Origin of the sequence: Shewanella electrodiphila, assembly GCF_023283985.1 — a bacterium.
In the GTDB taxonomy this organism is placed as follows: Bacteria; Pseudomonadota; Gammaproteobacteria; order Enterobacterales; family Shewanellaceae; genus Shewanella; species Shewanella electrodiphila.
On record NZ_JAKIKU010000003.1, the window covers coordinates 179,925 to 205,736 of the forward strand.

General features: G+C 38.5%; 13 protein-coding genes. 1 reads left to right on the plus strand and 12 read right to left on the minus strand.

The genetic code is table 11. The features are described from left to right. Positions 1 to 4 precede the first annotated feature (4 nt). The 12 genes from L2737_RS06875 to L2737_RS06930 all read right to left on the minus strand — a co-directional run bounded on the left by L2737_RS06875 (position 5) and on the right by L2737_RS06930 (position 23,698). Complete coding sequence (locus L2737_RS06875) at positions 5 to 2,260, minus strand: xanthine dehydrogenase family protein molybdopterin-binding subunit (RefSeq protein WP_248955248.1); 2,256 nt, start codon at positions 2,258 to 2,260, stop codon at positions 5 to 7. Continuing rightward, positions 2,260 to 2,736, minus strand: a complete 477-nt coding sequence (locus L2737_RS06880) for a (2Fe-2S)-binding protein (RefSeq protein WP_248955249.1) — start codon at positions 2,734 to 2,736, stop codon at positions 2,260 to 2,262. Before L2737_RS06880 ends, L2737_RS06875 begins: the two co-directional genes overlap by 1 nt. 539 nt (positions 2,737 to 3,275) lie before the next feature. Further along, complete coding sequence (locus tag L2737_RS06885) at positions 3,276 to 4,793, minus strand: hypothetical protein (protein WP_248955250.1); 1,518 nt, start codon at positions 4,791 to 4,793, stop codon at positions 3,276 to 3,278. Positions 4,794 to 5,147: 354 nt separating this feature from the next. Next, positions 5,148 to 6,590 carry a hypothetical protein gene (locus L2737_RS06890; protein ID WP_248955251.1) on the minus strand — a complete coding sequence of 481 codons (1,443 nt, stop codon included), beginning with the start codon at positions 6,588 to 6,590 and terminating at the stop codon, positions 5,148 to 5,150. Positions 6,591 to 6,786: 196 nt separating this feature from the next. Further along, positions 6,787 to 8,019 (minus strand): SGNH/GDSL hydrolase family protein, encoded by a 1,233-nt coding sequence (locus tag L2737_RS06895; RefSeq protein ID WP_248955252.1) that lies wholly within the window; start codon positions 8,017 to 8,019, stop codon positions 6,787 to 6,789. Positions 8,020 to 8,326: 307 nt separating this feature from the next. Then, positions 8,327 to 11,404 carry a TonB-dependent receptor gene (locus L2737_RS06900; protein WP_248955253.1) on the minus strand — a complete coding sequence of 1,026 codons (3,078 nt, stop codon included), beginning with the start codon at positions 11,402 to 11,404 and terminating at the stop codon, positions 8,327 to 8,329. Between the two features lie 547 nt (positions 11,405 to 11,951). Next, positions 11,952 to 13,484 carry a sulfatase gene (locus L2737_RS06905; protein ID WP_248955254.1) on the minus strand — a complete coding sequence of 511 codons (1,533 nt, stop codon included), beginning with the start codon at positions 13,482 to 13,484 and terminating at the stop codon, positions 11,952 to 11,954. A 139-nt stretch (positions 13,485 to 13,623) separates the two neighbouring features. Then, a complete protein-coding gene (gene fucP / locus L2737_RS06910; RefSeq protein WP_248955255.1) occupies positions 13,624 to 15,048 on the minus strand; it encodes an L-fucose:H+ symporter permease in 1,425 nt (474 codons plus the stop codon). Positions 15,049 to 15,990: 942 nt separating this feature from the next. Then, complete coding sequence (locus tag L2737_RS06915; protein ID WP_248955256.1) at positions 15,991 to 16,767, minus strand: IclR family transcriptional regulator; 777 nt, start codon at positions 16,765 to 16,767, stop codon at positions 15,991 to 15,993. A 432-nt stretch (positions 16,768 to 17,199) separates the two neighbouring features. Continuing rightward, positions 17,200 to 18,387 carry a GDSL-type esterase/lipase family protein gene (locus tag L2737_RS06920; protein ID WP_248955257.1) on the minus strand — a complete coding sequence of 396 codons (1,188 nt, stop codon included), beginning with the start codon at positions 18,385 to 18,387 and terminating at the stop codon, positions 17,200 to 17,202. 238 nt (positions 18,388 to 18,625) lie between these two features. Continuing rightward, on the minus strand, positions 18,626 to 21,244 hold the full coding sequence (locus tag L2737_RS06925; RefSeq protein ID WP_248955258.1) for a sialidase family protein: 2,619 nt from the start codon (positions 21,242 to 21,244) through the stop codon (positions 18,626 to 18,628). A 438-nt stretch (positions 21,245 to 21,682) separates the two neighbouring features. Then, entirely contained in the window at positions 21,683 to 23,698 is a 2,016-nt protein-coding gene (locus L2737_RS06930; RefSeq protein ID WP_248955259.1) for an NADPH-dependent 2,4-dienoyl-CoA reductase, read from the minus strand. Positions 23,699 to 23,860: 162 nt separating this feature from the next. Here L2737_RS06930 and sppA point away from each other — a divergent pair, with 162 nt between their 5' ends. Next, entirely contained in the window at positions 23,861 to 25,702 is a 1,842-nt protein-coding gene (gene sppA / locus L2737_RS06935; RefSeq protein WP_248955260.1) for a signal peptide peptidase SppA, read from the plus strand. The last annotated feature ends 110 nt before the right edge of the window (positions 25,703 to 25,812 follow it).

A 25,812-nucleotide genomic window follows, 5' to 3' on the forward strand; every position in this document is an offset into this window, starting at 1 on the left:
CCTATTAAACGCTAAACTGCTTATTTAATGGCAAGTCTCTGATCCGCCTACCTGTTGCAGCGTAAACGGCATTGGTAATGCTCGCCATGACAGGTGGAACGCCAGGCTCTCCAACACCACCAGGTAAACCATCACTCTCTATTATTGTGACCTCAATTTCTGGCGCCTGTGCCATTCGTGTCATAGGATAATCATGAAAATTTGATTGCTCCACTTGGCCATCTTTAATGCTGATGTTATTCATCAGCGCAATGCTCATACCAAAAATCATCGCACCTTCCATTTGTGCTTCTACTCGGTCAAGGTTAACAATCTGACCCGCATCGGCTACGCAATACATTTTTTTTACTTGCAGATGATTATTAAGCACTTTCACATGACTAATAACAGCAACATAAGATAAAAAAGACCTATGCACCGCAAGCCCTAATCCTTCACCTTCTGGTACTTCCTTACCCCATCCCGCGTGTTGACAAGCTAACTCAATGACCTCTTTATAACGGTCGGTATTAATTGGGTGATCTTTTGCACTGGCACCATAATTACCATTTTTGAAACCACCACGGTTCAACGCAACATTCTTATTGTCGCCTAATAGCTTGAACCAAAAGTCTTTTGCATCTAACCCTGCAGCGACTGCTAACTCATCAACAAAACTACTTTGTGCAAAACCATGGTGAATATTCGCCACTGAACGTAGCCAACCAATACGGACAAATGCTGGCGCATCAATATGTTCGCAACGAATATTTCGAACATCAAACGGTATGTCAGCAAAGCCACCTGCTAATTCAAATTTACCTTGAGATTGCGCTTTTTTCTTAAATGTCGATGCTATCGGCGGAAAACTTGTTCTTGATAACCAAGCTTGCACCTGGTTGTTATCGTCCAACGCTCCCTGATAATATTGAGCGCTGATAGCATGATAATAATCATTTTGAATGTCATCTTCTCGACTCCAAACTACCTTTACTGGCTGGCCTGCAGCTTTCGCTAATATCGCTGCTTCAACAAGGTAATCAGCCTTTGCTTTACGGCCAAATGCGCCACCGAGTAAAGTCACATTGACCAATACTTGGTCTTTATCGAGCCCTAATGCCTTAGCTACCGTGTCACGCGCACGTTGCGGCGACTGAGTACAGGCCCATAATTCACAACGACCATCACTATGGAACATCGCAGTTGCTGCTGGCGGCTCCATTGGCGCATGAGCTAAATAAGGGACGGTATAAACAGCGTTGACTTGTTTTACATGTTGTTTAAACGCATTGCCAATGTCACCTTCATCTCGACAAATTTTACCCGGTTGTTGCACTAATGATTGGCGCTTAGCTAAATATTCAGCAGATTGATGCGCTAGGTTTTTACCATAGTCCCAACTAATTTCCAGTTGTTCTCGACCTTTTATCGCACTGAAAGTATTGGTGGCTAGCACAGCAACACCTGCTAATGGGTGAAAGTTCACAGCCCCTGGCGTTAAGCCTATTTCAACAACCTGTTTAACCCCTTTAATTTTTCTCGTTAAACTTGCATCAAAGGATTTCACTTTGCCGCCAATAACAGGGCAACGCGAAATACTAGCAATAAGCATATTGGGTATTTGAATATCTTGCCCGAACGTAGTTGTGCCATTAATGATGTCTGGTAAGTCTATACTGGCTAGCTTTTTGCCAATGTAGTTAAATTCTGATTTATCTTTTAAACGCAGAGTATCAAGGGATGGAGGAGCCATCATTGAAGCGAGCTCTGCTAGTTGCCCATAGGATAAGCTTTTACCGGTTATTTGATGACTGACCTGATGATTAAGTGCCAAGCACTCGTCAATCGAAACCTGCCAAAAATTGGCTGCAGCTTGCCTTAACATGTATCGAGCAGAAGCCCCAATTTGTCTTAGTTGTAAAAAAGCTTTACGAATAGATGAAGAACCATCGGTATTTTGGCTACCATAAGCATTATTCGCCATGCCTTGAACAACATTCACTAATGACCAATCAGCCTCTAATTCATCAGCAATAATTTGTGGAATACTGGTACGGACTCCTTGTCCCATTTCAGAACGATGACAAATAATATCAATGTGATTATTAGCATGAATAGTGATAAATACATTCAACGCATTATGTTTCGCGGTGTCAGCCATAGCGATATGACCAAAGGGTAAAGTAGTGGCTAAAACAAAACTACCAGAAGCCAGGCCTAAGCCTTTTAAAAATGAACGGCGACTGACATTTTCAATGATGGGTTTATCTATAACATCCATTACTTTTCTCCTACATCGTTCGAAGCTGTTTTGATAGCAGACTTAATACGTTTATATGTGCCGCAGCGACAAAGGTTGCCAGACATTGCAATGTTAATCTCCTCATCATTAGGACTTTTATTGTTGCCAATTAAGGCAATTGCCGACATTATCTGTCCTGATTGGCAATAACCACATTGAGGCACATTTTCAGTTATCCAAGCTTGCTTTACAGCTATCGCAGTTGACGCATTTGATAAGTTATTCTCTACGCCTTCAATCGTGGTAATTTTCGCTGTCGTAATGGCAGAAATAGGAAGTGAACAGGAACGCACTGGTTTTCCATTTAAATGTACAGTACAAGCACCACAAAGCCCCTTGCCACAACCAAACTTAGTACCAGTCATATGTAGAACATCACGTAATACCCATAACAACGGAGTATCGGCCTCAACATCTACCTGATGTTGTTGATCATTAATATCAATAGTTAACATGCTCACCTTCTAGAAATAAAATGCTAAGGGCTGTTCTTATGTGTTATTTCATGACGTTATAAACGTCTTTTCAATAAAATGACTGCCCATAAAAAAGTCATCTAAATACACTATTTTGACTCAGCTAAAAAAATGCTAGAACAGCAATCTATGATCAAGCCTAGTGTCTACTGAGACGCATAATGAAAGAATTTAGATCAAGTAATAATCAATCACATACATTCATTTGCATTCATATACAATAACCACTACTTAAATATGAATCAACAACCTCGTCATTAACACTGACGAAAAATCAAATACCTTTAGTAACTTCAGTAATGGATAAAGACTCATGAGCTATGACTAATGAACCATGACTATTGAGTCAAGGGTGTTGATGGGTACAGGTTATAAACGAAAAAAAGGAGCAACAAGTGCTCCTCTACTTATCATGACTGGATTGATTTATTGAAGGGACTAAAAAGTGGCAGCCTCAATTGATTAAGCTACAGTCACTTACTTATTTACTGCTAATGCACTTTTTGACTCAATAACAATTAGCTACCAATTACAATTGGTTTTGCTATTTTGCATGCAGGTAATTCGAAATCAACTTTTGCAATGCTGACATTACTGTCGATGATGCCCTGCCCAGCTACAATGCTCACATTGCATGTACCTTCGTCATGACCACCAAAGCTAATTTTCTTAGTCGCGTTATTACCTCCCTTAAAGGCATTTAGATTAACGGTACTATTTTTTTCTATACCTATTTGAATATTTTCACCTTCGTGAACTTGGAGATACTTAGAAATTTTTGAAGAAGAGTTAAAGGTATTACCCGCGATATAAATATCTCGAGGGCCATACGCATGTACATCGCGTTTACAGTTTTTATTGGTGTCTCCAGAAGCCGCGCAACTGGTGTCAGCACGCCTTTCATTACTTCCTTCGTAATAATACGTCCAGTTTTTATAAGTATCACTCGCCAGTTTTTGTGAGACTCGCTTATGACCCTCTGTGCCAGCAAAAGAAATATAAGGATATGCTTTAGATACGCTATCACTCATATCAAAAGTATTATTGTAAATTTTTACATTTTTTGTAAATTGCTCGAAATGAAGCGAATTTGAACCTGATGCGGCATTATCAGTCATCCCCGCAAAGGTATTTCCTGAAATTTTAAACCCTTTAGCTTGAACACCGGCAATATGAAATTTAGTCGTTTTTTCAAAAGTATTATTTCGAAAAACAGAATCGCTCATATCAACAGATTCGGTATAACGGCGACCCACTTTTTTCCCATCAACAATTGATTCATTTCTTCTATCATTGCCAGCATCAAGGGTAATACCCACTGAATAGCCTTGCTTGAATAGGCTATGCTCCACAAGCACTTTGTCAATAGAGGTGACTAAAATACCATTGCGTTTTTCTGTATTCCGATTCAACAAGTTAATCACGATGCCATTGATATCGACAAATTCACAATGGGAAACATGCAAGCCATCAAGTCCATACCCCACTGCACCGCTGATACCAAACTGTTCAGATTTTTTAAATAAAACCCGTTCAAACCTGTGGCCCTTGGTTTTATTAAATTTAAAAATCGGCTCACCAAACTGTTTTAAATTATTATTTGCGTTTAAGGTCATGTCTTTTACCGAGATACTTTCACCTTGTGCATCAATAAGTGCTTTATCAAGCTGATTAAGTTTAAGTACTGTCCTTGTCTTACCATCACCTATCAATTTCAAGTTGTCATTAGTGATGACCAATCGTTTTGAAAGTACATAAGTTCCTGATGGAAATATAATTTTAGTTGTCACACCATCGGTTGCCCATGTCTGGATCTCATCAGCATTGTCAATATTGGCAGTTCGTTCTTTAGCAAAAGTTGCCGAGCTAATCACAGTTAATAGCACTGTACCGATCACAACCCGTAATGCTCTCAACTTATCACTCTGATAAGAACCTTGATTGTTGATATTTCTATTTCTAAACATAATTTCCCCATACGTAATTATTTTTACATTGATTTTTATATTTGATTTACTTTTTTTACACTGAAACAACCTAACAAGAGGAAAGTGATTTGTAAACCCAATCGATTACTTTTAAGGCTAAAATGGTTAATTCTGGCTCAAAAAGCAGACAGAATAGTACAATAGAGGTTTTATTTGGTTTAATATAAATTAATGACTATCTACAAATTGATTTGGAGGGGTTAACTTAGCGACTGAATTTTATAAAATGACAGCTATAACTTTATAAAACTACTCAGGAATAAAAATATAGTCATAAAAAAAGAACCACTATAAAGGTTGGGGCCTTTATAATGGTTCTATGCAAAAGTTATCATATTGAACTATGATTTACGCATGTAAAAGTTGGAATGTATTACTTTTAAAATTTACAGATAATAATTATCATTGAATCACGATTGGTTTATTCATTGAGCATGCCGGTTTATCAAAATCAACTCTAGGAATTGAAACATTACTTTTTGAAATTTGTTGATTTGGGAGAATTAACACATCGCAAGTTCCTTCATCGTGGCCTATCAAGTTAATCTTTCTCGTTTTATTATCGCCGCCTAAAAATGAATTCAAACTAACTCGGCCATCTTTTCTGGTGCCAATTTGAATATTTTCACCTTCTTTAATTAATAGATAACTTGATATTTTTGATGAGGCATTAAACGTATTGCCAGCAAGGTAAACATTCCTAACCCCGTATACATGTACATCTCGCTTACAAGATATATCAGTATGCCCATGAGCAGCACATTTTACATTTGCACGCCTTTCTGGACCGCCTTCATAAAAGTAGGTCCATTCTTTATAAGTGTCGCTACTTCTTTTCTGTGACACACGTACATGGCCTTCGGTGCCAGCGATTGAAATATATGGAAAACGCTTAGGCACTGTATCTGCCATATAGAAGGTGTTGTCGTAAAACTCTAAATCTCTAGAAAACTGTTCAAAATGAATAGCATTAGCACCAGGCTCAGCATCATCTGTCATACCTTCGAATACATTACGCTCCATTATAATACCCGTAGCCTGAACACCTGCTATGTGGAATTTCTTTGTCTTTTCAAATATATTATCGCGAATAATACTGCTATTCATATCAACTGACTCGGTATAACGTCGACCAACTTTTTTGCCGTTAACCACAGATTCATTTCGTCTATCATTTCCTGAATCCATGGTCACGCCAATAAAATAGCCTTTTCTGAAAACACTATTCTCTACAATAATCTGATCGATGGATGTTATTAACTCACCACGTTTCTCGGTATTTCGGTTAAAAATATGAATTGCATACTTATTGATATCTACAAATTCACAATGAGACACAAATAACCCATCAAGTGCCCAACCAGAAATTGGGAGAATGGCACCTTTAGTGCTACGTTTGAATATTACTCGTTCGAATCGATGCCCTTTACTCTTATTAAACCTAAAGATTGTATCGTAATACCCTTGTTGTTGATTGTTTCCATCTAAAGTTAAGTCTGAAATTATTGCATTATTGCCAATGGCTTCAATTAACATTGGCTTATGGTTAACCAGGGTTAAAATAGTGTGGTTTTTGCCACTACCCAATAAGTTAAGGTTGTCATTTTCAATAACAAGCGGTTCACTAAATCGATAATCACCAGCAGGAAATATTATTTTAGTAGTCACGCCATCTTTGGCCCACTTAATAATTTGACTGACATTATTTTCATCCGCTGTACGTTCTTTAGCAAGCGTAGTAAAACTACATAATACTGCTACACAACATCCAATTAAGACGATAAAACGTATAAATGCTGTAAATGGTCTATCAACATAGAGGTTGTGATTGTGATCTAAGTACATGAGCACTCCCTTTAATTTATTACTTACATATGATTTCAATTATTTATATACAAACAAGAATACCATATCTGTAAAAAATGTGACTAGTTTTACATGAATTTACACTTCATATAAAGCATCGCCATAGTGACCTTTTATGAGCAAGTTCATCACATCAAACCCACTATAAAATTACAGAGCCAACAAGAAAAAACATTCAATCAGCAATAACTAAAAATTGCCCAATTTGAAACGCTTTATTGTCAGCCAGTTTGATGACTTTGACCGTTGTTTTATGTTTTCCATCTTCAACTTCTGCTAAGTATTTGTATTTCTCCTGGCTTTTACCACTCCTAGAGCGCATGTCTACAAGTTTAGCTTTACCGCCGTCAGTAGAGACTTCCAGTAAAACATCACCTTTACCTTCTAATAATGCCGTAAAACCTAATAAGAAACCTTCCCATTCAAAGGTAAAGCTTTCACCAACTGTGCTTGTGGTCATTGCTTGGTCAAAGATGACTTTACTGCCTCGATTTTCATCTGCTAAATCAGCATCGATATCAATCCCTGTTAATGGCACGCTGTGCCAATTATTAGAATAAATGGCCTTATTTACAGGTACCATAGAAGCGTTAGAGAAGATGCGTTGTTGAGATGGTTCAGGAATAGAATTGGTACCCGCTACGCCGTGGCTTTCTATACTTTTAAGTGAGCGAGCAAGTACAGATTGATAAATATCATGCCCAGATTCTACTGGATGAACGCCGTCTTTAGAGAATATTATTTTACCTTTGGTTGGGCTATCGCCCTTTTTAAATACCAGTTGGTTTCCTTCTAATAAATTTACCACTTCTAGGCCAAAATCGATTGAGGTAATACCATAATGGTTAGCAACTGCCTCAATATGCTTACCTGCTTGTGTTTGGTTTCCTTTGGCAATATCTTCGATCATCCAATGGCTTATGGTGTAAACAATACAAATTTCCGCCTGTGGATTGTGTTTCCATATCTGAGGGATTAAACCCTCGATTGCCCTCCCCTGATAAACTCCGCCATTGTTTACTCTATATTCAATAAAAACCATATCTGGGTTATGTTTGAGTAAATGCTCACCCATTCTTGCGGCACCATAATCTGGACCCGTTCCGCCAATGGCGGCATTAACCTGACTGATATTGGCTTGGGGATATTCACTTTGAAGCCATGCAATAGACTTATCACGCCACATACCACCATTAGTAATACTGCCGCCAATGTAGCCTACTTTTACATCTTCACCTGCATGTAATTTCTTGAAAAAATTTGGTAAGCCTTCTCGTACTCGAAGTTCAGAGGTTTTGTTGGCATCAAAGGTATAACTCTTATCTTGAGTGTGGCTTTCCGCTTTAACCACATGTAGGTTAAGTAGTAAAAAGCATAACAGCCCAAGTGTCATTTTATGTATATTCATTTTCGACCTATTACTGAGACTGAATAATACCCATTGCATCGCTATAAAAGGCGACAAACATTTAATCACACAATGTGCCAAACAATGGAAGCACTCTGAATTGATCTCATATTCTATACAATTGGTCATTATCATTTAAAACGCGACTTCAATCCGCTCCATTATGTGAATCGAGCAAATTTCAAGTCGTGTGAAGGATGAATGATGCGATATAAAGTGGCGATATAGCATTTGAACTTTAGAAAGCAACATAAAAAAAGGTTATGCGCAGTTCATTGCGCATAACCTCATATCGTATCAACAAGGATTAAAAGTTAATCCGCGTGCTCAGACGGTATGTTGTCCCAACATTCGACGCCGTAATCGTTCGATGATCTGGCGCATCACCTAAGGTTAGTGCCTCTGCTGGTAATAACGGATCGACGACATTGGAGTTATACGTTCTAACGACAGTGTCGGTTAAATTAACTGCTTGAAAGTTTATCGAAATCATCTTATTAATTTGATAAGAGGCTGAAAAATCAAGTGAGTCATATCCTTCAGTCCACACAGCATTGCCATCTTGCCCTGCTCGAGTGTCTAAGTAATCACTGCGATTATTGTAAGCAACACGCAATAACGTATCCCCTTTTTCCCAGAAAACAGTGGCATTAAAGGTATGCTCTGACGTATCAGGTAAAGGCGATGCGGCAAAAGTGATATTGCCTTCTTCATCACGTTCTTCATCTACTTCACTGTCGGAATAAGTGTAGTTAGTCAGTAGGCCTAAACCGCTCAATGCACCAGGTAGATATTCAAAGTTGTGCTGGAAATTAAACTCCATCCCTCTGACATAGCCACCTTTACCGTTTCGTTCAATCGAGAGATTAAGTAAGTCACAGCCATCGTCACCAAAGGCAGCCCCCATATCCTCCTCACGGTTTGGCATACAGCCAGCGGGCATCGAACCGGGGGTGTAATCAAGAATGACATCAGAAGGGTTCGCAACAAAATCAATGTCTTCATCATCTTTAAGCTCGCCTGTGCGGCCGTCATCAGCTACATCATAAAACTCATTTCGCACATCTTGCCAATACCCTAGACTCGATGAAGTTTCTTCAAAGTCTGACATATCTTTATTAAATAATGTTACAGCCAATAATGACGACTTGTCGAAATACCATTCAAATGATAAGTCAAGGTTGGTTGATAAATAAGGATTCAATTCTGTTGAGCCTAACGACGCATTCGATGTCGGGTTGGTATAACTTTCTGTAATAGTAAAACCTGGTTTGAGTGCATCAATACGCGGACGAGCCATAGTTTTTGATGTTGCAAATCTGACGATCATGTCATCAGTTAATGAGTAATTTAAGTTCAAACTCGGTAGCCAGTTATCATAATCATGACTGCCTCGGGTGGGGGTCGCACTAGGAGTTTCTTCACCCTTCAGAATTCTAAGACCCAATGCCTCAAACGCGGCTTCTTCGGACCCATAATAGGCGATATTTTCTTCGGTAATAAAATCAAGGGTTGTGTACTTAAACCCTGAATAACCAAATGAATTCACATCTGTTTGCGCATAACGTAGCCCGATATCACCAACTAAATCACCGTCAAATAGTTCGAAATTAACCTTAGCATAGGCAGCTTGTGCTTCAGTTTCAATATCGCGGGTATTACGTAAATTAGTGGTAATTTCAGGTACTAGACCTGCATCTTGTATGTCTCGTAAAATGGCTCTTGAGTCCGCCTTCACCCAACCATTAGTAATTTCATCACGAGGAAAGCCTAGTGCATCCCCCCAATCCGACGGAGTCTTTTCACCATCATTATAATCAGCCATAGTTTTGCCATCGAAAAAGTCACCAAACGTGCTGGTATTAAATTCTTGACGAGTTTCATGAATATTCTTTTCTCTCTGACTCCACTTTAAGCCAAACTCAACCGTTGTAACTGGACCAAAATCAACTTCCCAGTCAATATCAAAAAATACATTGGTAGCACTATCTTCAACTTTTCGGTCTCGCAATGCCAATGATTGTAGCTCCATTGTCGATGGATCATTAGCAAGCTCAGGAGAAACAACGCTTAAACACAAATCACTTAACGAAGTACAGTCATAACCGCTGGTATAACCTTGGCCTTTGCCAGATGTAGGTAATCGATAACGTGACTGCAGATAAAAGTCATCACCAGACTCTGATGCCGAATGACCCGCTTTAAAACTAAATAGAAAGTTTTCATATTGGTGATCAATATTAAAACCAAATACATGGTTAGTATTGGTGGTTTCAGTGATATCACGATGATTTCTGACAACAATATTCTCTTTAGGATTCGATGAAGTATCGGTCCATTTAGGAAAGGTAAAGGTACTTGGATCCCATAGAATATTTTCAGGCTCATCGCCTTTATTTGGTGTGGTATTGGCAAAATAGTTATCGTCATTTTTCACTTTTTGTTCAGAAAAGGTGAAATTAAATGATACATCGGTATCTTCTGTTGGTAAAAATTGTAGCGTTGACGATACGGTTTTACGGTCTCTGGAAAGATTTGAGGTGCGATACTGCGTTTGCCTATTGGCAAAGCCCCGTATCACTTTTTCATCATCACTAATCTCACCATCGCCGTCGTAATCATAACCATCATCTTTAGTGACGATTTCACCGGTTTCGATATTTGTCGCACCTTTTTTAGGCTCTAATGGACGCCACCAACTGTTGCTGTAACGGTCACGCCTTACAGTAGATGCTTCTGTACTGGCAACCAACGAAAAACCTACGGTTTCATCAAGAAATTTTTCAGACAGCGAGCCACTTAATTTGTGATCAGGAGTACCATCAACGTCTGCGAAGGTGTTATTGCGGTATTGAACCTCAATCACTCTTCTATTTTTCGCCGCTTGTAAGGGCTTAAAACCATTGAGCTGAATACTGGCACCTAAACTACCTTCATCGTGATCGGCACTAGGTGTTTTAACCACTGTAATATTAGACAGGACGTCTGATGAATATTGACTTAAATCAACAGATTGATTTTGACCGCTGCTTGTTAATGGCACGCCATTTAAGGTGATATTATTTAAGTTTGGACCTGCGCCCCTAACTGATACCGTGGTACCTTCACCGCCGCTGCGGTCAATGGAAATACCAGTGACGCGTTGCAATGCTTCTGCGATATTTTGATCTGCAGATTTACCAATATCTTCAGCGGCAATCGACTCGGTAACATTTTTAGCAAAACGTTTTGAGTTTAGCGCTTTGGTCACCGACGATTTAAAACCTTTTACCTCAATGACTTCTATATCTTGTTCTGCTTCTTTTTCGTCTTCTGCATATGCTGGAAACATCGCCAGCATTAACGGGCTTAACGCCAATCCTGCAAGTAATAACTTATGGTTCATAAGGTCCCCCTCCCTATTCATGTATTGTTTATTTGCTATTTTTTATAAGTTAGCCACACACACTAAACATTGCATATAAACTACACTGTTTATATTTAAAATCAACAAATCTTTACATGTTTTTAACAAGCGGCGCTTAAGCAGAAGAAGTTAACAATGCTAGTTAGACTCAACGAAACAGCTTTTCATGCTAAAAACACGTAATTATTACGCACTCTTATATATAAAAAGCTCAACACATAACCTTTGGTATTGAAAGATTCTCATAATATTGATTTGAAATTATTTTTTGATTTATTAAAAATTGATAATCTATAAAATACACAACTTAATAAAAAACAATATAGATAGAAAGCTTGTTAATAATAAATCTGAACCATAAGCTGTTCACAATACGATACAATTAATCTTATTACTGAAAGAGAGTTCAGCAACATTAGAGGATAACGTTTTACAGTGTTCACAGAATAATTAATTAAAATAAAAATACCGTATTTAAACAATTTAAATACGGTACATCATCTGAAGTTAATTCAATTTTCGAACCTTACTGACTAGGTGTCCATGGGGATTTATTATTTTTACTATTTAGAAAATTAGCATCCACTTCGCGATACCAGTCATGTAGTAGTGCAGTTAACGCTTTCGCTTTAACCGGTTCAGTACTGACTAAATCGTTCTGCTCAGCGATATCGTGCTTTAGGTTATATAAATGAGTTTGACCATCTTCAAAGCGCTCAATGAGCTTCCAGTCACCAACACGGACTGCAGCACCAGGGAAACCACCTTGATTAGAGTAATGAGGATAATGGAAAAATAGTGGACGTTTTGCATTGATGTCGCCACCTGTTAACAATGGTGCTAATGAGACCCCATCTATATGTTTATCAGGTTCAGCGGATAAACCTGTTAAACTGAGTAAAGTAGGATAAAAGTCAGTTGCTATGACTGGTGTATCAAGTTGACGACCGTTTGATTTTGCATTAGGAGCTTTAATAATAAGAGGCACTCTTATTCCACCCTCATATAGCCAGCCTTTACCACCGCGCAACGGCAAGTTTGATGTAGGTGAGCCTTCTGAAGTCGATAATCCGCCATTATCAGAAGTAAATACCACAATGGTATTATCATCCAATCCTAAGTTCTTTAATTTGCTCAAAACCCGGCCTACATTAGAGTCCATTTTACTTATCATTGCAGCGTAAATTGCATGACTTTGTTTTACACGAACAAGTCTCTCCTCGTCCGTTGGCCATATTTGTTCTTCCCGCAGAAAGTCATTAGATAACTTCATCTTTTGTGATAAGACTTCATATTGCTTTACTAGCTCATCAGGTGCCTGTAATGGCGTATGAACGGTGTAAAATGATAGGTACATAAAAAATGGATTATCTTGTTTAGCATACGTTTCAAGTAAATTAATTGATTCATCCGTTAAGCGATCTGTCAGGTATTCACCATCTGGCCCATCAGTTAATCTAGGGTTCTTATAAGGCGAAAAATATCCATTTGGCGGTTGTCCATATTTCATCCCACCAATATTGACATCAAAACCTTGGTGCTCAGGCCAAACAGATTCATCGTCGCCCAAATGCCATTTACCTAAAAAAGCGGTACTGTAACCATTTTCTGAAAATGATTCAGCCATGGTTTTTTCTTCTAGGGGCATGCTTTCTAACATATTGGCAGGATTGAACTTTTCAGATCGATGCGGCCACCCATCAACATGAAACCAATCTGTGGCATTGATTCTTGTAGGGTGACGTCCAGTTAACGCAGCATATCGTGATGGACTACAAACAGGGTTTGCAGCATAACCATTGGTAAATTGAACCCCTTCTTTAGCGAGTTGGTCAATGTGAGGAGTTGCATAAAATGTATTGTCGTTATAAGCCGCAATATCTGAATAGCCTAAATCATCAACCAAAATAAATAACACATTAGGCTTTTTAGTTATTGTTTTTTTTGTGAGCTGTTCATTTGCTAATGGCTTTTCTGTGGCTATATGACAAGCGGAACCCAATAAGAGGCAAGCGGCAAGAGCACTATATCGATATAGTGACTGACAATGAATAAGCATGATACACCTTCTGACAAAGCAATGAATAAAATGCCCTATGCTTAAAGGATTAAGTCATTTGGCATAATATTTATAAAAATGATGGGGTGGTAAAACAAGGGCAGCATTTTTCTATATTACAGCCCTTGTTATACCATTCTTAAACGTGATACTTGTGATGTGCTCTATAGCCGTAAATGCAAATAGCTATAAAACAAATTAGTGGCAATATAAACGATGTTTGTACCGATGGAATACCGCTAATAAGCTCTACACCATCAATTAATTTACCCTGAAGAGGCGGCATTAATGCGCCACCTACAATCGCCATTACAAGACCAGCAGACGCCAAACTTGCATCATCTCCCATGCCTTTAAGTGCAATACCATAAATAGTAGGAAACATAAGCGACATGCAAGCAGATACGCCGATTAAACAATAAAGCCCCGTCATACCACCAATAAATATCGTCCCTATAGTGAGTGCAAAACCACCTGCAGCTAATATCATCAGTAATTGCCCTGGACGAATATAGGCTAGTAAAAAAGTACATATAAATCGGCTAGTTAAGAATAATCCCATCGCAATCATATTATAAGATTGCGCCTCAGCAGCGCTTAATCCAACAGAGGTGATGCCATAATGAATGATGAAGGTCCAACACATGATCTGTGCACCAACATAAAAAGCCTGTGCAACCACCCCTTCTAGATAACATTTATTGGCAAATAGTCGTGCAAAGGTCTGTTTTAACTCTTTTTTAGTTAATGGGTTATCGTGGGTAATTGTTTTAGGTAGCTTACTAAATAAAAACACCACAAATATGATCGCGACAATAATGGCTATAGCAACATATGGACCACGAATTGTCAGTAAATCAGCAGCTTGAATAGCTTGGTGTGCTTGTGGGCTTTGTGTTGAAAAATCAACCAACGCTTGCGTTAACTTACCATCGACTTCAGACGGTAATAAATTGGCGTACTCTGGATTAGCAGCCTTTTCTTTTGCTCTAAACTTCTCGACTTCAAGTTGACTAAGAATAAAACTAGAAGCAATAAACATGCCCGTTAAAGACCCTATTGGATTAAAGGCTTGAGCTAGGTTCAATCGCTGTGTTGAGGTGTCTGGGTGCCCCATTGATAATATATAAGGGTTAGCTGTGGTTTCTAGCAATGCTAAGCCGCAAGTTAAAATCCAAAGTGCCGCTAAGAAAAAACTAAACTCCATATATATAGAAGCAGGGATAAATAATAGTGCGCCAACAGCATATAGGAGTAACCCAAGCAAAATACCAGACTTATATGAGTATTTACGGATAAATATAGCTGCAGGAATAGCCATAACGCCGTAGCCTAAATAGAAAGCGAATTGCACTAAACTACTTTGCGCATTACTAATTAGAAAAATATCTTTAAAAGCCTTAACCAGCGGGTTAGTTATATCATTTGCAAAACCCCACAATGGAAATAATGTCGCGACCAACAAAAAAGGAAAAAGATATTTAGACTCTAATATCTTTTCCTTTTTAGTGATTGAACGCGCTGTGACTTCAATATCATCTAAATGATTAACACCTGTATTCATAATTCCCTCTATTACATTATTTCTTATTTGCTAGCTACGACGACCAAAGTTAACACCGGGCGAACAATAATTTAACAAACCATAACACAAATCCATATGTAAATGGTAGCCTTCATATGTAATTTAAAAGTCCTTCCCATATAATCACTTCTGTGTCCGTTTATGTAATTCCCTACGTTCACAGGAAAACAATAACGAAATAAACCTTTCCAAATCAGATACTTATGTACAGAACAATTTATTGGTAGTGGATCTAGCTTTCATTCACAGGTTTAATTTATAGGATTTGCAGTGGTAAGACGTACTTTAGAATTAAAGCACGTATGGGGAGATCGGATATTGGAGTGTAAATGGGTAAAGTCTCTGTGGAACCCGTCTTTGGCAGATTGAAACATGGCTGGATTGGTTAAAGTGAACCAACTCGCAAAAGCATAGATGAAAAGATGTAGATGCCCAGATTAATTATTACAAATTAGAGTAGCTGCATTCTACTCATGCTGATCTGTCGCCAATAGAGTTAAAAGTTCTCAACTAAGTGTATCCAATCATAGCGGTATCTTTCAAGAAAGTTCCCCAGCTCAACCTATTCGTATGTTGAGATCTTGATAGGAAATATGCTTAATAGGCTAAGGAGTAAAGTAACTCTTCGACTTAAAATAAGCCTATAAACACACCTAAAGTTCAAATTCTAAATTAATGAATCATACTTAAATCATTTATACGCATAAAAACATGCTGATAAAATTTTTAAATATAATATTTTGAATTTATACTTAATCTATCATTCTACTTCAAAGTGGGTTCGCGTGAATAAAAGTGAGTACATTAATTGATATCTGCGCCCCAAAAAAACAGTATTACATCTGTATTTATGAATGATAATGTTGAAACTTTGGTACAAAAAAGGGAGCGACTATGCTCCCTTGAATATTCAATTTGAAACTAAAACTTACGTACGATTCCATACGATACTGCTTTTGAAACTTCTTCTGCTGCTGCTTTTAGATGTTTAATAACGTCTTCAATGGGGACTTCTTCAGGAATACGCTTAATGTAAGGAACAGTCAAAGTAGCCACTGCAGCATCATTATCTAAAATTGGAAAAGAAATATCTGTAACACCTTCAACAAAAGCACTTGGTGCTTTCAAATAACCTTGTTTAGTGACTTTTTTAGCTTCAGAGAGGAAAGTATTAATTTCTTCTTCACTATGGTGTTGCTCTAATAACCTGAGTATTTTCTCTTTTTTCGCTGTATTTTGGAAAGCAAAAAGAATGCGTCCAGATGCAGCAAAACAGATAGGTCTTCTATAGCCAACACGCACTGAATAAGAAAGACTACTTGGGGTTTCGACACGAGCAATAACAACGATTTGTTCTTGGGATTCAACAGCTACATGGCATGACATACTGGTCTTTTCAGCTAGCTCACGCATAATAGGTTGAGCATATTCCATAATGTCTTTGATAGGTTCGTGTTCAGTGCCTAGTTGTAGTAACTTTCTGGTGACTTGATAACCATCAATATCATCATACTTTTCAATATAGCCTCTTTGTTCGAGCACGAGGATCATTCGATAGATTTCAGCGTTAGATCTGCCAAGCTTTTCTGCAATTGCCGAAGTACTAATAGGTGTAGAATCTGCCGAAAGTAACTCTAAGACATCCAGACCTTTTTCAAGTGCTGGTGCTGAATATTTTCTTATCTCTTTTTCGGACATATCGATAACCTTTAAAACAGGAAGTTTAATAGTGAATTGAAGAATATTTCAAAACTAACATAATTCAAATACGAATCTAAATATTTTTCTATTTTAGTATGAAAAGTGAAAATGTCGATATAAATATTGTTCAAAATAAAAATAACATTCCTAAAAAGCTGACCCTGACAGATAAAAGCCCTAAAGAACAAAATTACAAAGGACAAAACACTCATATTGGTTTGTTTTGACCTCTAATGTAATCCTCACAACACACTTATTTACTTTCTTTGCCCAAGTGTATGAAATAATTTCAAACAGCGTTTTATATCCAAAAAAACCAATGAATTCTATTGTAAAATTACTATACGTTTGTAGGTGACCAATATTTTATAGCACACCTTAGCTACCGATTTATAATGCTAGAAACCTTATTCAGGTGTAACTGAATAATCAATCTGCGCCAACATTCATATCCCAGTCCATTTGTGTTGCGATTAATTGAGCCAATTTAGTGGCATTAGCATGATGTTGTGCAACACGTGGATGCTTTTTAAAACCATTATAATCAAACATTACACTGCTAATTCTAGCATCGGGCTCTTGATATTTTATGTGGTCAATTGCTAGTTTTATGTAACCAGGCCAAGGCGAACCTTGCTGTGTTGCGTTCATACTACCAAGTGCACAAACAATTAGTGCTTGAGGGTATTTGCTACGTATTGTTTGTACAAAATCAACATAATGCTCAACAATTTCTGATTCGGTTGGTGCGACCTCAACATGCTTCTTTGATTTAACTAACCAACTATCGTTCTGTGTTAAGTTAATGACGATGACATCCGCTTTCCAACTCAAAAAATCCCATCGAGTATCGTTATTGCCAACGGCGGACAACTGATTAAAGTATTCAGGCATTATATAATCAAACCAACTATACATGACTCCTATTCCACTATGAGATATTGAATGATGTTCTGCATTTAGCATTCTTGCAGTAATCGCGGCATAAGAAAGGTAATGGTTCTTTTCGAAACCATTTTTATCATGAGAATTATAAATAGCTTCATTACCCATGCCAGATGTAATTGAGTCGCCATAAAATTCAATTTTCCGAGTTAAGGGAGCAGGCTTTGTCAGTAATTTTCCTGCTTCGATATTATTTATCGCTTTTGAAAGCGTTAAACCTAAAAAATGACTGCCGCCTTCAGTGCCTTCAGTACGTTTAAAAATCTCCACATTATGAATACCGAATGGCAATCCTGTAGCAACGGTGTAAGTATGGGTCCCTTTCTTTAAGCCAATAACAGTCGGAAAACGATTTTGCTTGTCAATGATCACATTATAGTAATTCAGCCCTAGCTCATCATCCATCGTAATGGCTAGCTCTGATCCACTGAATTGGGCTTTGATACTAGAACCGGGCCAAGTTAAGTAAGGTTTTTTAGGATCGGTAAAATCTATTCTGCCAGTATATAAATAGGCGGGATTATCTGCCGGCTGAAGTAAAGCTGCTACCTTGTGTAATTCACCTGAAATACCAACTGCTGAGTAAAATATGGCAACAATGCCAACCACATATGCAGGTAATACTGAAAAAGTGACAAAAATGGAAAGAGTTAAAGCGACTATCTTTTTCATAAATATCCATAAAGGTTGCATGAAATAGTGAGTTCTATGATTATTGTGACTTTTTTGAAATGCTCATCAATAAGATAGCGAAGCCAACAACTAGCAGCTATATAGAACCTGTCACACCCTCAACAAATTGACAATTGCTACAATGTCTAAATGTAGCAATTGTCATATTTACGCTCAATGTTGAGCATTATTTCTACTAACGTTTAGGTGACTAACACCTCAAATATCATCAACTCAGTTATTTCATCCAGCCTTGTTGACCATTTAAGTAAGTGATATACCAACCACTACCCCATCCTGAAGCCCATAATACATTTTCATTAAATGGATCGGGCTTTACATCTACAATTTTATCGTAGTTAGCTAGGTTATGATTTATTTTACTCCATGTGTTACCAGCGTCTTCAGAGAGGTACACTCCAGGGTTCATAAATTGATCAGCCATACTGACGACTTGACCAGCAACACTAATCACAATGAGCTTTGAATTAACGGGCGATACTTCTGCTTGCCAAACAAATGGCGCTTTAAATATTTGCTGCCAAGTGACGCCTTCATCTTTACTTCTCCAAACACCACCTTCTTCATAAATACCATTGCGACGCCCTGTGCTAATCAATATTTCCTTGGTATGTCTGTCAATAAACACATTATTAACCGCTTTTATGACCTTAGGAATGCTTATTTTTTCCCAATTCGACCCTTTATTTGTCGATTTATACAAACCACCATTGTCATTATTTAAAGCCGCAAATAATGTCTCTGGTTTATCAGGATGCATGACAACTCTTCTAACACTGGCATCTTTATCAAAGCCACTATTGCTCAACTCCCAAGTATGGCCACCATCGGTAGAGCGGTAAAAGCCGTAACCTCCTTTAGCTAATTTAGTTCCTGGGCCGTTAGAAATTTCAGAAATTCTCATATAAGTAGCACAAAAGTACATATTATCTGGATTTATAGGATCAATAATTAGCGAGTTTTGTGTCGCTAACTTTTGCCAAAGACCGTTCTCAGCATCAAAAATAGTAGCGATGTTTTCCCAAGATTTGCCACCATCTTCTGTCCTACGTAACTTACCTCTATGTTTTTGGCGCCATGATAAGGTGTAAATTGTATTGGGTTTATGAGGATGAACTGCCACTGTAGAAATTGAATGAGCACCATCGGGATTAAGTTGACCTTCAAGTTGCTGAACCGCAACAGCATTTTTGTCAGGCCAATCATCTGCTGATACGGTTTGCCATAGTCCGTGCTCGCCACTACTCAATAATCTTCTATTTTTAATACCCGTTTCGTGAAGCATAAAACGACCCGGTAGATTACTTGCCCCACGGCCAATCCACTTTTTACTCCCTGGTGAAGTTTCAAAATCATCGATTTGTTGCCATGAACTCCCCTTATCACGGGAAATGATAGTCTGTTGATGAATACCTGCGAACAGCTCCCCTTTAGAGTTTATGGCTAAAGCTCTATTGCCAGAGTATTCACCTGCTCGATCCATATAACTTTGCATATGGGCAAACGATACATTTGCTCCAATATCGTTGCCTCTAGATTCCCAATAACTGGTATCTTGGCCACTTTTCCAATAACTACCGTGACGAGCTACACCAGTCCAGGTTTCCCCGCCATCTAATGTTCGCCAAATATCACCATGACCAAAGGTATAATCATGTTTTTTATTATATGTAACATAAATTTCTTTACTGTTTAGTGGACTTACGACAATACGATTAAAAACCGGCAATAATTCTTTAGGTAACTGTGTAAATTTTGTTTTGGACTCATCTTTTGATATACCGAACCAATGAGCTAAAGTGCGATGGAAGCGCTCGAAAGTATCCTCAAAACTAATTTGAGTTAAATCAAGGGCAAGATTTCCAGTAATACTGTTCCAAGATTTACCACCATCAGAACTTTTAAATACTCCGCCTTTAGAGGAAACAGTATCCCCGTCTTGCACATACACCGACTGCTCTACTAAGTACAAACTAAATTCATGGGTGATCGGGTCATAATATGAAGTTAAATCTCTAGGTAAGTTATTGGGTAAACCTGATACATTTTGGTGCCAAGTATTACCAGCATCTTCACTTAATAGAAGCCCATGACTGGTCGCCATAATAATATTATTACTATTAGTGGGTTGAATAATTATCTTTGCAACATCCATTGTTTCAGGGAAATCAGCGGTTATTTTTCGCCATGTTTTACCTTTATCACTGGTTTTCCAGATATGTCCATATTCGGCGTATTTGAAATTTATGCCATGTGGTTTAGCGGCTGATTTATGGTTAGCTTTTACGTTCCAAAAGTCTCCTGCGCCAATGTACCAAATATTGTCATTGTTAGGGTCTACGGCAAGTTCACTATGCCGTGCTCCCTGCTGCTCATAATACCAACCTTTATCAAATGCTTTAGGGTCGCTAGGATCCATACCCACTTCTTGTGCGCCACGGCCTAAACTTTTAATTCTCAGCCAAGAGCGACCTCTATCCTTTGTTTCATAAGCCCAGCCATTCCAATCTATAGCCATGCCATAATCAGGATCTTGCAATGAAAACTCGATATCCAGAACCCGTTTCATCTTCAGGCCTAAACCATCAGGATCTTTTAACGTCTGCCAAGATACACCGCCATCCCATGAACCATAACTAACGTGCATGTCCGGTCCCATAAACATCACATTGGGATCAGTTGGGTGAGTCCAAAACTCTTCATTATATCCAGCCATGCCAGGTCCAAAATTTTTCCATTGAACCTTATCATCAGATTTAAATTTTTCATTCTTAATTTGTGAAAAAAAATCTTTATTTGGTTGAATATTAGAAACTTCACTAGTTTTTTGTTTCATACAAGCACTGTTGGCCAATATCGCACAAAGTAAAGTAGTCAAAACCACCGGCTTCCCATTCATATTTAACATCATCCTTTTATATTTCAATTTAACAATGGTTAAACAAAACAATAAACAATGCAATAAAAACTTATTTATTAAGATTAACAATAGAATCAAATCGAGTTAGTGAGTCAGTGAAAAAATGTTATAGAAAGACATTTAACCTGCTACTGAAGTCCAGCTGACTTACTTAAAGTTTAGTCAGCCTGGATTGAAAAAATTTGATTGTGGTTAGGGAAACGATGTTGAAAATAAATTTACCAGTAAATATAGCTATTTTAGACGTAGTACTTCAAGCAATGAACTAAACACACCAAGCAAAAAAAAACCTAACACAAAGGTTAGGTTTTCATATTTAATTGACGGTTTAATTGTCGTATTTAATATCGCCCGTTAAATTGCCATCGCTAGCTCTGCGCCTTGACGGATTGCACGTTTAGCATCAAGTTCAGCCGCTACATCAACACCACCAATCAAATGAACAGGTAACCCTGTGGCTTTCATATCATCAACCAATGAGCGATTAGACTCTTGTCCAGCACATAGCACGACATTATCTACAGCCAAAATTTCAGACTGCTCACCGACTTTTATATGCAAGCCTTGCTCATCAAATTTTTCATAACTGACGCCAGTTTTCATATTTACTTGATGTTGTTTCAATACACTTCGATGGATCCAGCCAGTTGTCTTTCCAAGGCCTTTACCCATTTTGGTCGTTTTGCGCTGCAGTAAATACACTTCTCGCTGCGGCTTATGTTGCACTGCATCAGTTAATCCACCGGCATGCTGGTAATCTTTGTCGATACCCCATTGCTTTAACCATTTATCAGGCTGCAATGTTGTTGATTCTTGCTCACATAAGAAATGCGCAATATCAAAACCAATACCGCCTGCACCGATCAGGGCAACTCTTTCACCAATATAGGCTTCGCCTTTTAGCACTTGCTGATAATCAACAACTTTTGGGTTATCAAAGCCTGGTAAGTCTAATGCACGAGGAACGACTCCAGATGCAATGATGACTTCATCAAATTGTTCATTAATAAACACTTCTGAATCTAAACGAGTATTAAGGCGTAGTTCGACATTATGTAATTTCATTTGGTTTGTGAAATAACGAATAGTTTCATCAAACTCTTCTTTACCCGGGATTTTTCGCGCTAAATTAAACTGACCACCGACTTCAGATTTAGCCTCAAATAGTACGACTTCATGACCACGCGATGCCGCATAAACCGAGAACGCCATACCCGCAGGGCCTGCGCCCATTACAGCTAAACGTTTTTTGTTTGTCGTAGGAGTAAAGTTGATTTCCGTTTCATAACACGCACGCGGATTAACTAAACATGTCGCTCGTTTTAACGCGAAAGTATGGTCTAAACAGGCTTGGTTACAACCAATACAGGTATTAATAAGTTCACTGGTGCCCGCAGCTGCTTTATTGACAAATTCAGCATCAGCTAAGAACGGACGCGCCATTGATACCATATCCGCCTGACCAGATGCGATGATTGATTCACCAATCTCTGGTGTGTTAATTCGGTTAGTTGCAATGAGCGGCACGGAGACTTCAGACTTAAGTTTTTCTGTTACCCATGAAAACGCACCACGGGGGACACTGGTAGAAATTGTCGGTACACGAGCTTCATGCCAACCGATACCCGTGTTAATAATTGAAACACCGGCGCTTTCTAACCATTTAGCTAATTTAACCACTTCTTCCCAAGTCGAGCCGTTATCAACTAAATCTAGCATTGAAAGTCTAAAAATAATGATGAAGTCTTTGCCTACTTTTTCACGTATAGCTTTAACGATTTCCAGTGGTAAACGGGCACGATTGTCAAAACTTCCACCCCATTCATCTGTACGTTTGTTAGTACGAGAACTAATGAACTGGTTAATCAGATAACCTTCAGATCCCATCACTTCAACGCCATCATAACCAGCTTTTCTAGCAAGCTTAGCGCTATTAGCGTAATCAGCAATTGTGCCTTTTACTTGTCTGCCTGACATTTTTGATGGGGTAAACGGCGTAATAGGTGATTTTATTTTGCTTGGCGCTTGGCTAAACGGATGATAGCCATAACGACCCGCATGTAGAATTTGCATACATATTTTGCCATCCGCTTCATGCACTGCATCAGTGACAATACGGTGCTTACTCACCTGCCAAGGAAAACTCAACTGGCAAGCGTGTGGCGCTAAACGTCCACGAAAATTTGGTGCAATACCACCAGTGACAATTAATCCGCAGCCACCTGCTGCTCGTTCTTTATAAAATGCAGCCAGTTTCTCAAATCCGCCCTTTTCTTCTTCAAGACCTGTGTGCATTGAGCCCATCAGCACTCGGTTTTTTAACTGAGTGAAGCCTAGATCTAAGGGTTCTAATAAATGTGGGAACGACATTCAAACATCCTTTTTAAACAAGTGATTTAAACTAGCATACAACGAGAGTTACTTAAGCTCAATGCTTTCCAAAGGCTCTTGTTAAAAACCGTTACAATTCAATTTCCCAAAGCTGCACATAATCAGTTAGCATTACAGTATTAGAATGTTATAGGAGTGGCTATGTCCGCCAAACCATCACTTATTAAAAGAATCTTTACTCTGATTTGGAAAACCATTAACGGTATTCGAAAAATCATCCTCAACCTTATCTTTTTCGGATTCATAGCCATCATTATTGTGGCGTTGAGTGCGGATGACGAAATTGTGGTCGAAGATCAATCAGCCTTAGTATTAAACCTTGCTGGCAGTATCGTTGATCAAAAGCGCCATGTAGACCCGATTGAAGCGGTGTTTAAACAAAGCAAAAGTAATGATCCTGAAGGTGAAGTTCTGCTTTCTGACATTATTTATGTGATTAACAGCGCAACACAAGACCCTCGAATCCAGGTCATCGTATTACAAGTGGGTAATTTACGCGCTGGCGGGATCAGTAAAATGACTGCGATTGGCGATGCATTAAATGAATTTAAAGCCGCAGGTAAATCTGTTGTTGCTTTTGGTAATTCCTATGAGCAAAACCAGTACTTTATTGCCAGCTATGCCGACAGTATTTACTTAAACAATAAAGGTGCTGTTTCCCTTGAGGGACTTAGCAGTTACCGCTTGTTTTATAAGTCCGCACTCGAAAAATTAAATATCAGCACCCATGTTTTCCGTGTGGGTACTTTTAAGTCTGCGGTTGAACCTTTCATTCGTGATGATATGTCAGCACCAGCTAAAGAGGCCTCTAGCGCATTACTTACTGATATTTGGCAAAACTACGAATCTACTGTTGCTGTTAACCGCAATATAGACCAAAACGATATTGTATTAAATCCGCAACGTTTTTTAACTGAGCTTGATAAAGTTTCTGGTGATTCTGCACAGTTAGCCTTGAAGATGAAATGGGTAGACGAACTTGTTTCAGATGAAGCCTTTAGATTAGCCATGGTAGAAAAAGTAGGCCAAGATACTGAAGGTGATTCATTCAAACAAATCAGTTTCTCTGACTACCATGCTGCAGTGCAACCAATACCAAGTCTTATAGAAAAAGACTCGGTGGGTATCATTGTTGCTAAAGGCAACATCTTAAATGGTAAGCAACAAGCTGGACAAATTGGCGGTGAAAGTACCTCAGCGCTACTTAAAAAAGCCCGCTTTGATGACAAAGTAAAAGCAGTCGTACTTCGCGTCGACAGTCCAGGCGGTAGCGCATTTGCTTCTGAAAAGATCAGGCAAGAAGTGATTGCGCTTAAAGAAGCTGGTAAACCTGTTGTCGTCAGTATGGGCAGTCTTGCAGCATCAGGCGGCTATTGGATTTCAGCCAGTGCAGATTATATCTACGCGACTCCTACTACCCTAACAGGTTCCATTGGTATCTTTGGTATGTTTGCCACATTTGAAAATGTGTTATCAAACTGGGGCATAAATTCAGATGGCGTATCGACATCTGAATGGGCAGGTATTTCAGCGACTCGTGCATTGGACCCTAATGTCTCAGCCGTTATTCAACGTCACGTTGAACATGGTTACCATGAGTTTATTTCTCTTGTTGCCAAAGAGCGTGACATGACACTCGAGCAAGTTGATCGTATTGCACAGGGCCGTGTTTGGTCAGGGACTCGCGCTGTCGAGCTTGGTTTAGTTGATGAGCTTGGTGATATTGACAGTGCTGTAGCCAAAGCCGCAACCTTAGCCGAAATTGAAAAATTTGATACTAAGGTCATTCAGCAAGAGCTCACAACTGAAGAAATCTTTGTTCAGAAAATGCTGGCTTCAGCATCAGCTTACTTGCCTCAGGCGTCGACTCAATCACCGATACTTGAACAGTTATTTAGTCAGTGGATTTCAGTTGTTGAAGAGTTCTCAATGTTTGAAGACCCTAATGGCATGTACCTGTACTGTGAAAACTGTAATTATTAACCCTGTATCGCTAATAAGCTCAATTTAATTACTCACTGAAAACAATTAAATTGAATATTATTCAAAAATGCCCGCTTTGCGGGCATTTTTATTGGGTTTTAATCAATCTA

Bases quoted from the DNA above. Each gene is read 5' to 3' on its own strand.
- L2737_RS06875 (WP_248955248.1), bottom strand. From the start codon at position 2,260: ATGGATGTTATAGATAAACCCATCATTGAAAATGTCAGTCGCCGTTCA.
- L2737_RS06880 (WP_248955249.1), bottom strand. From the start codon at position 2,736: ATGTTAACTATTGATATTAATGATCAACAACATCAGGTAGATGTTGAG.
- L2737_RS06890 (WP_248955251.1), bottom strand. From the start codon at position 6,590: ATGTACTTAGATCACAATCACAACCTCTATGTTGATAGACCATTTACA.
- L2737_RS06895 (WP_248955252.1), bottom strand. From the start codon at position 8,019: ATGAATATACATAAAATGACACTTGGGCTGTTATGCTTTTTACTACTT.
- L2737_RS06900 (WP_248955253.1), bottom strand. From the start codon at position 11,404: ATGAACCATAAGTTATTACTTGCAGGATTGGCGTTAAGCCCGTTAATG.
- L2737_RS06905 (WP_248955254.1), bottom strand. From the start codon at position 13,484: ATGCTTATTCATTGTCAGTCACTATATCGATATAGTGCTCTTGCCGCT.
- fucP (WP_248955255.1), bottom strand. From the start codon at position 15,048: ATGAATACAGGTGTTAATCATTTAGATGATATTGAAGTCACAGCGCGT.
- L2737_RS06915 (WP_248955256.1), bottom strand. From the start codon at position 16,767: ATGTCCGAAAAAGAGATAAGAAAATATTCAGCACCAGCACTTGAAAAA.
- L2737_RS06920 (WP_248955257.1), bottom strand. From the start codon at position 18,387: ATGAAAAAGATAGTCGCTTTAACTCTTTCCATTTTTGTCACTTTTTCA.
- L2737_RS06925 (WP_248955258.1), bottom strand. From the start codon at position 21,244: ATGAAACAAAAAACTAGTGAAGTTTCTAATATTCAACCAAATAAAGAT.
- L2737_RS06930 (WP_248955259.1), bottom strand. From the start codon at position 23,698: ATGTCGTTCCCACATTTATTAGAACCCTTAGATCTAGGCTTCACTCAG.
- sppA (WP_248955260.1), top strand. From the start codon at position 23,861: ATGTCCGCCAAACCATCACTTATTAAAAGAATCTTTACTCTGATTTGG.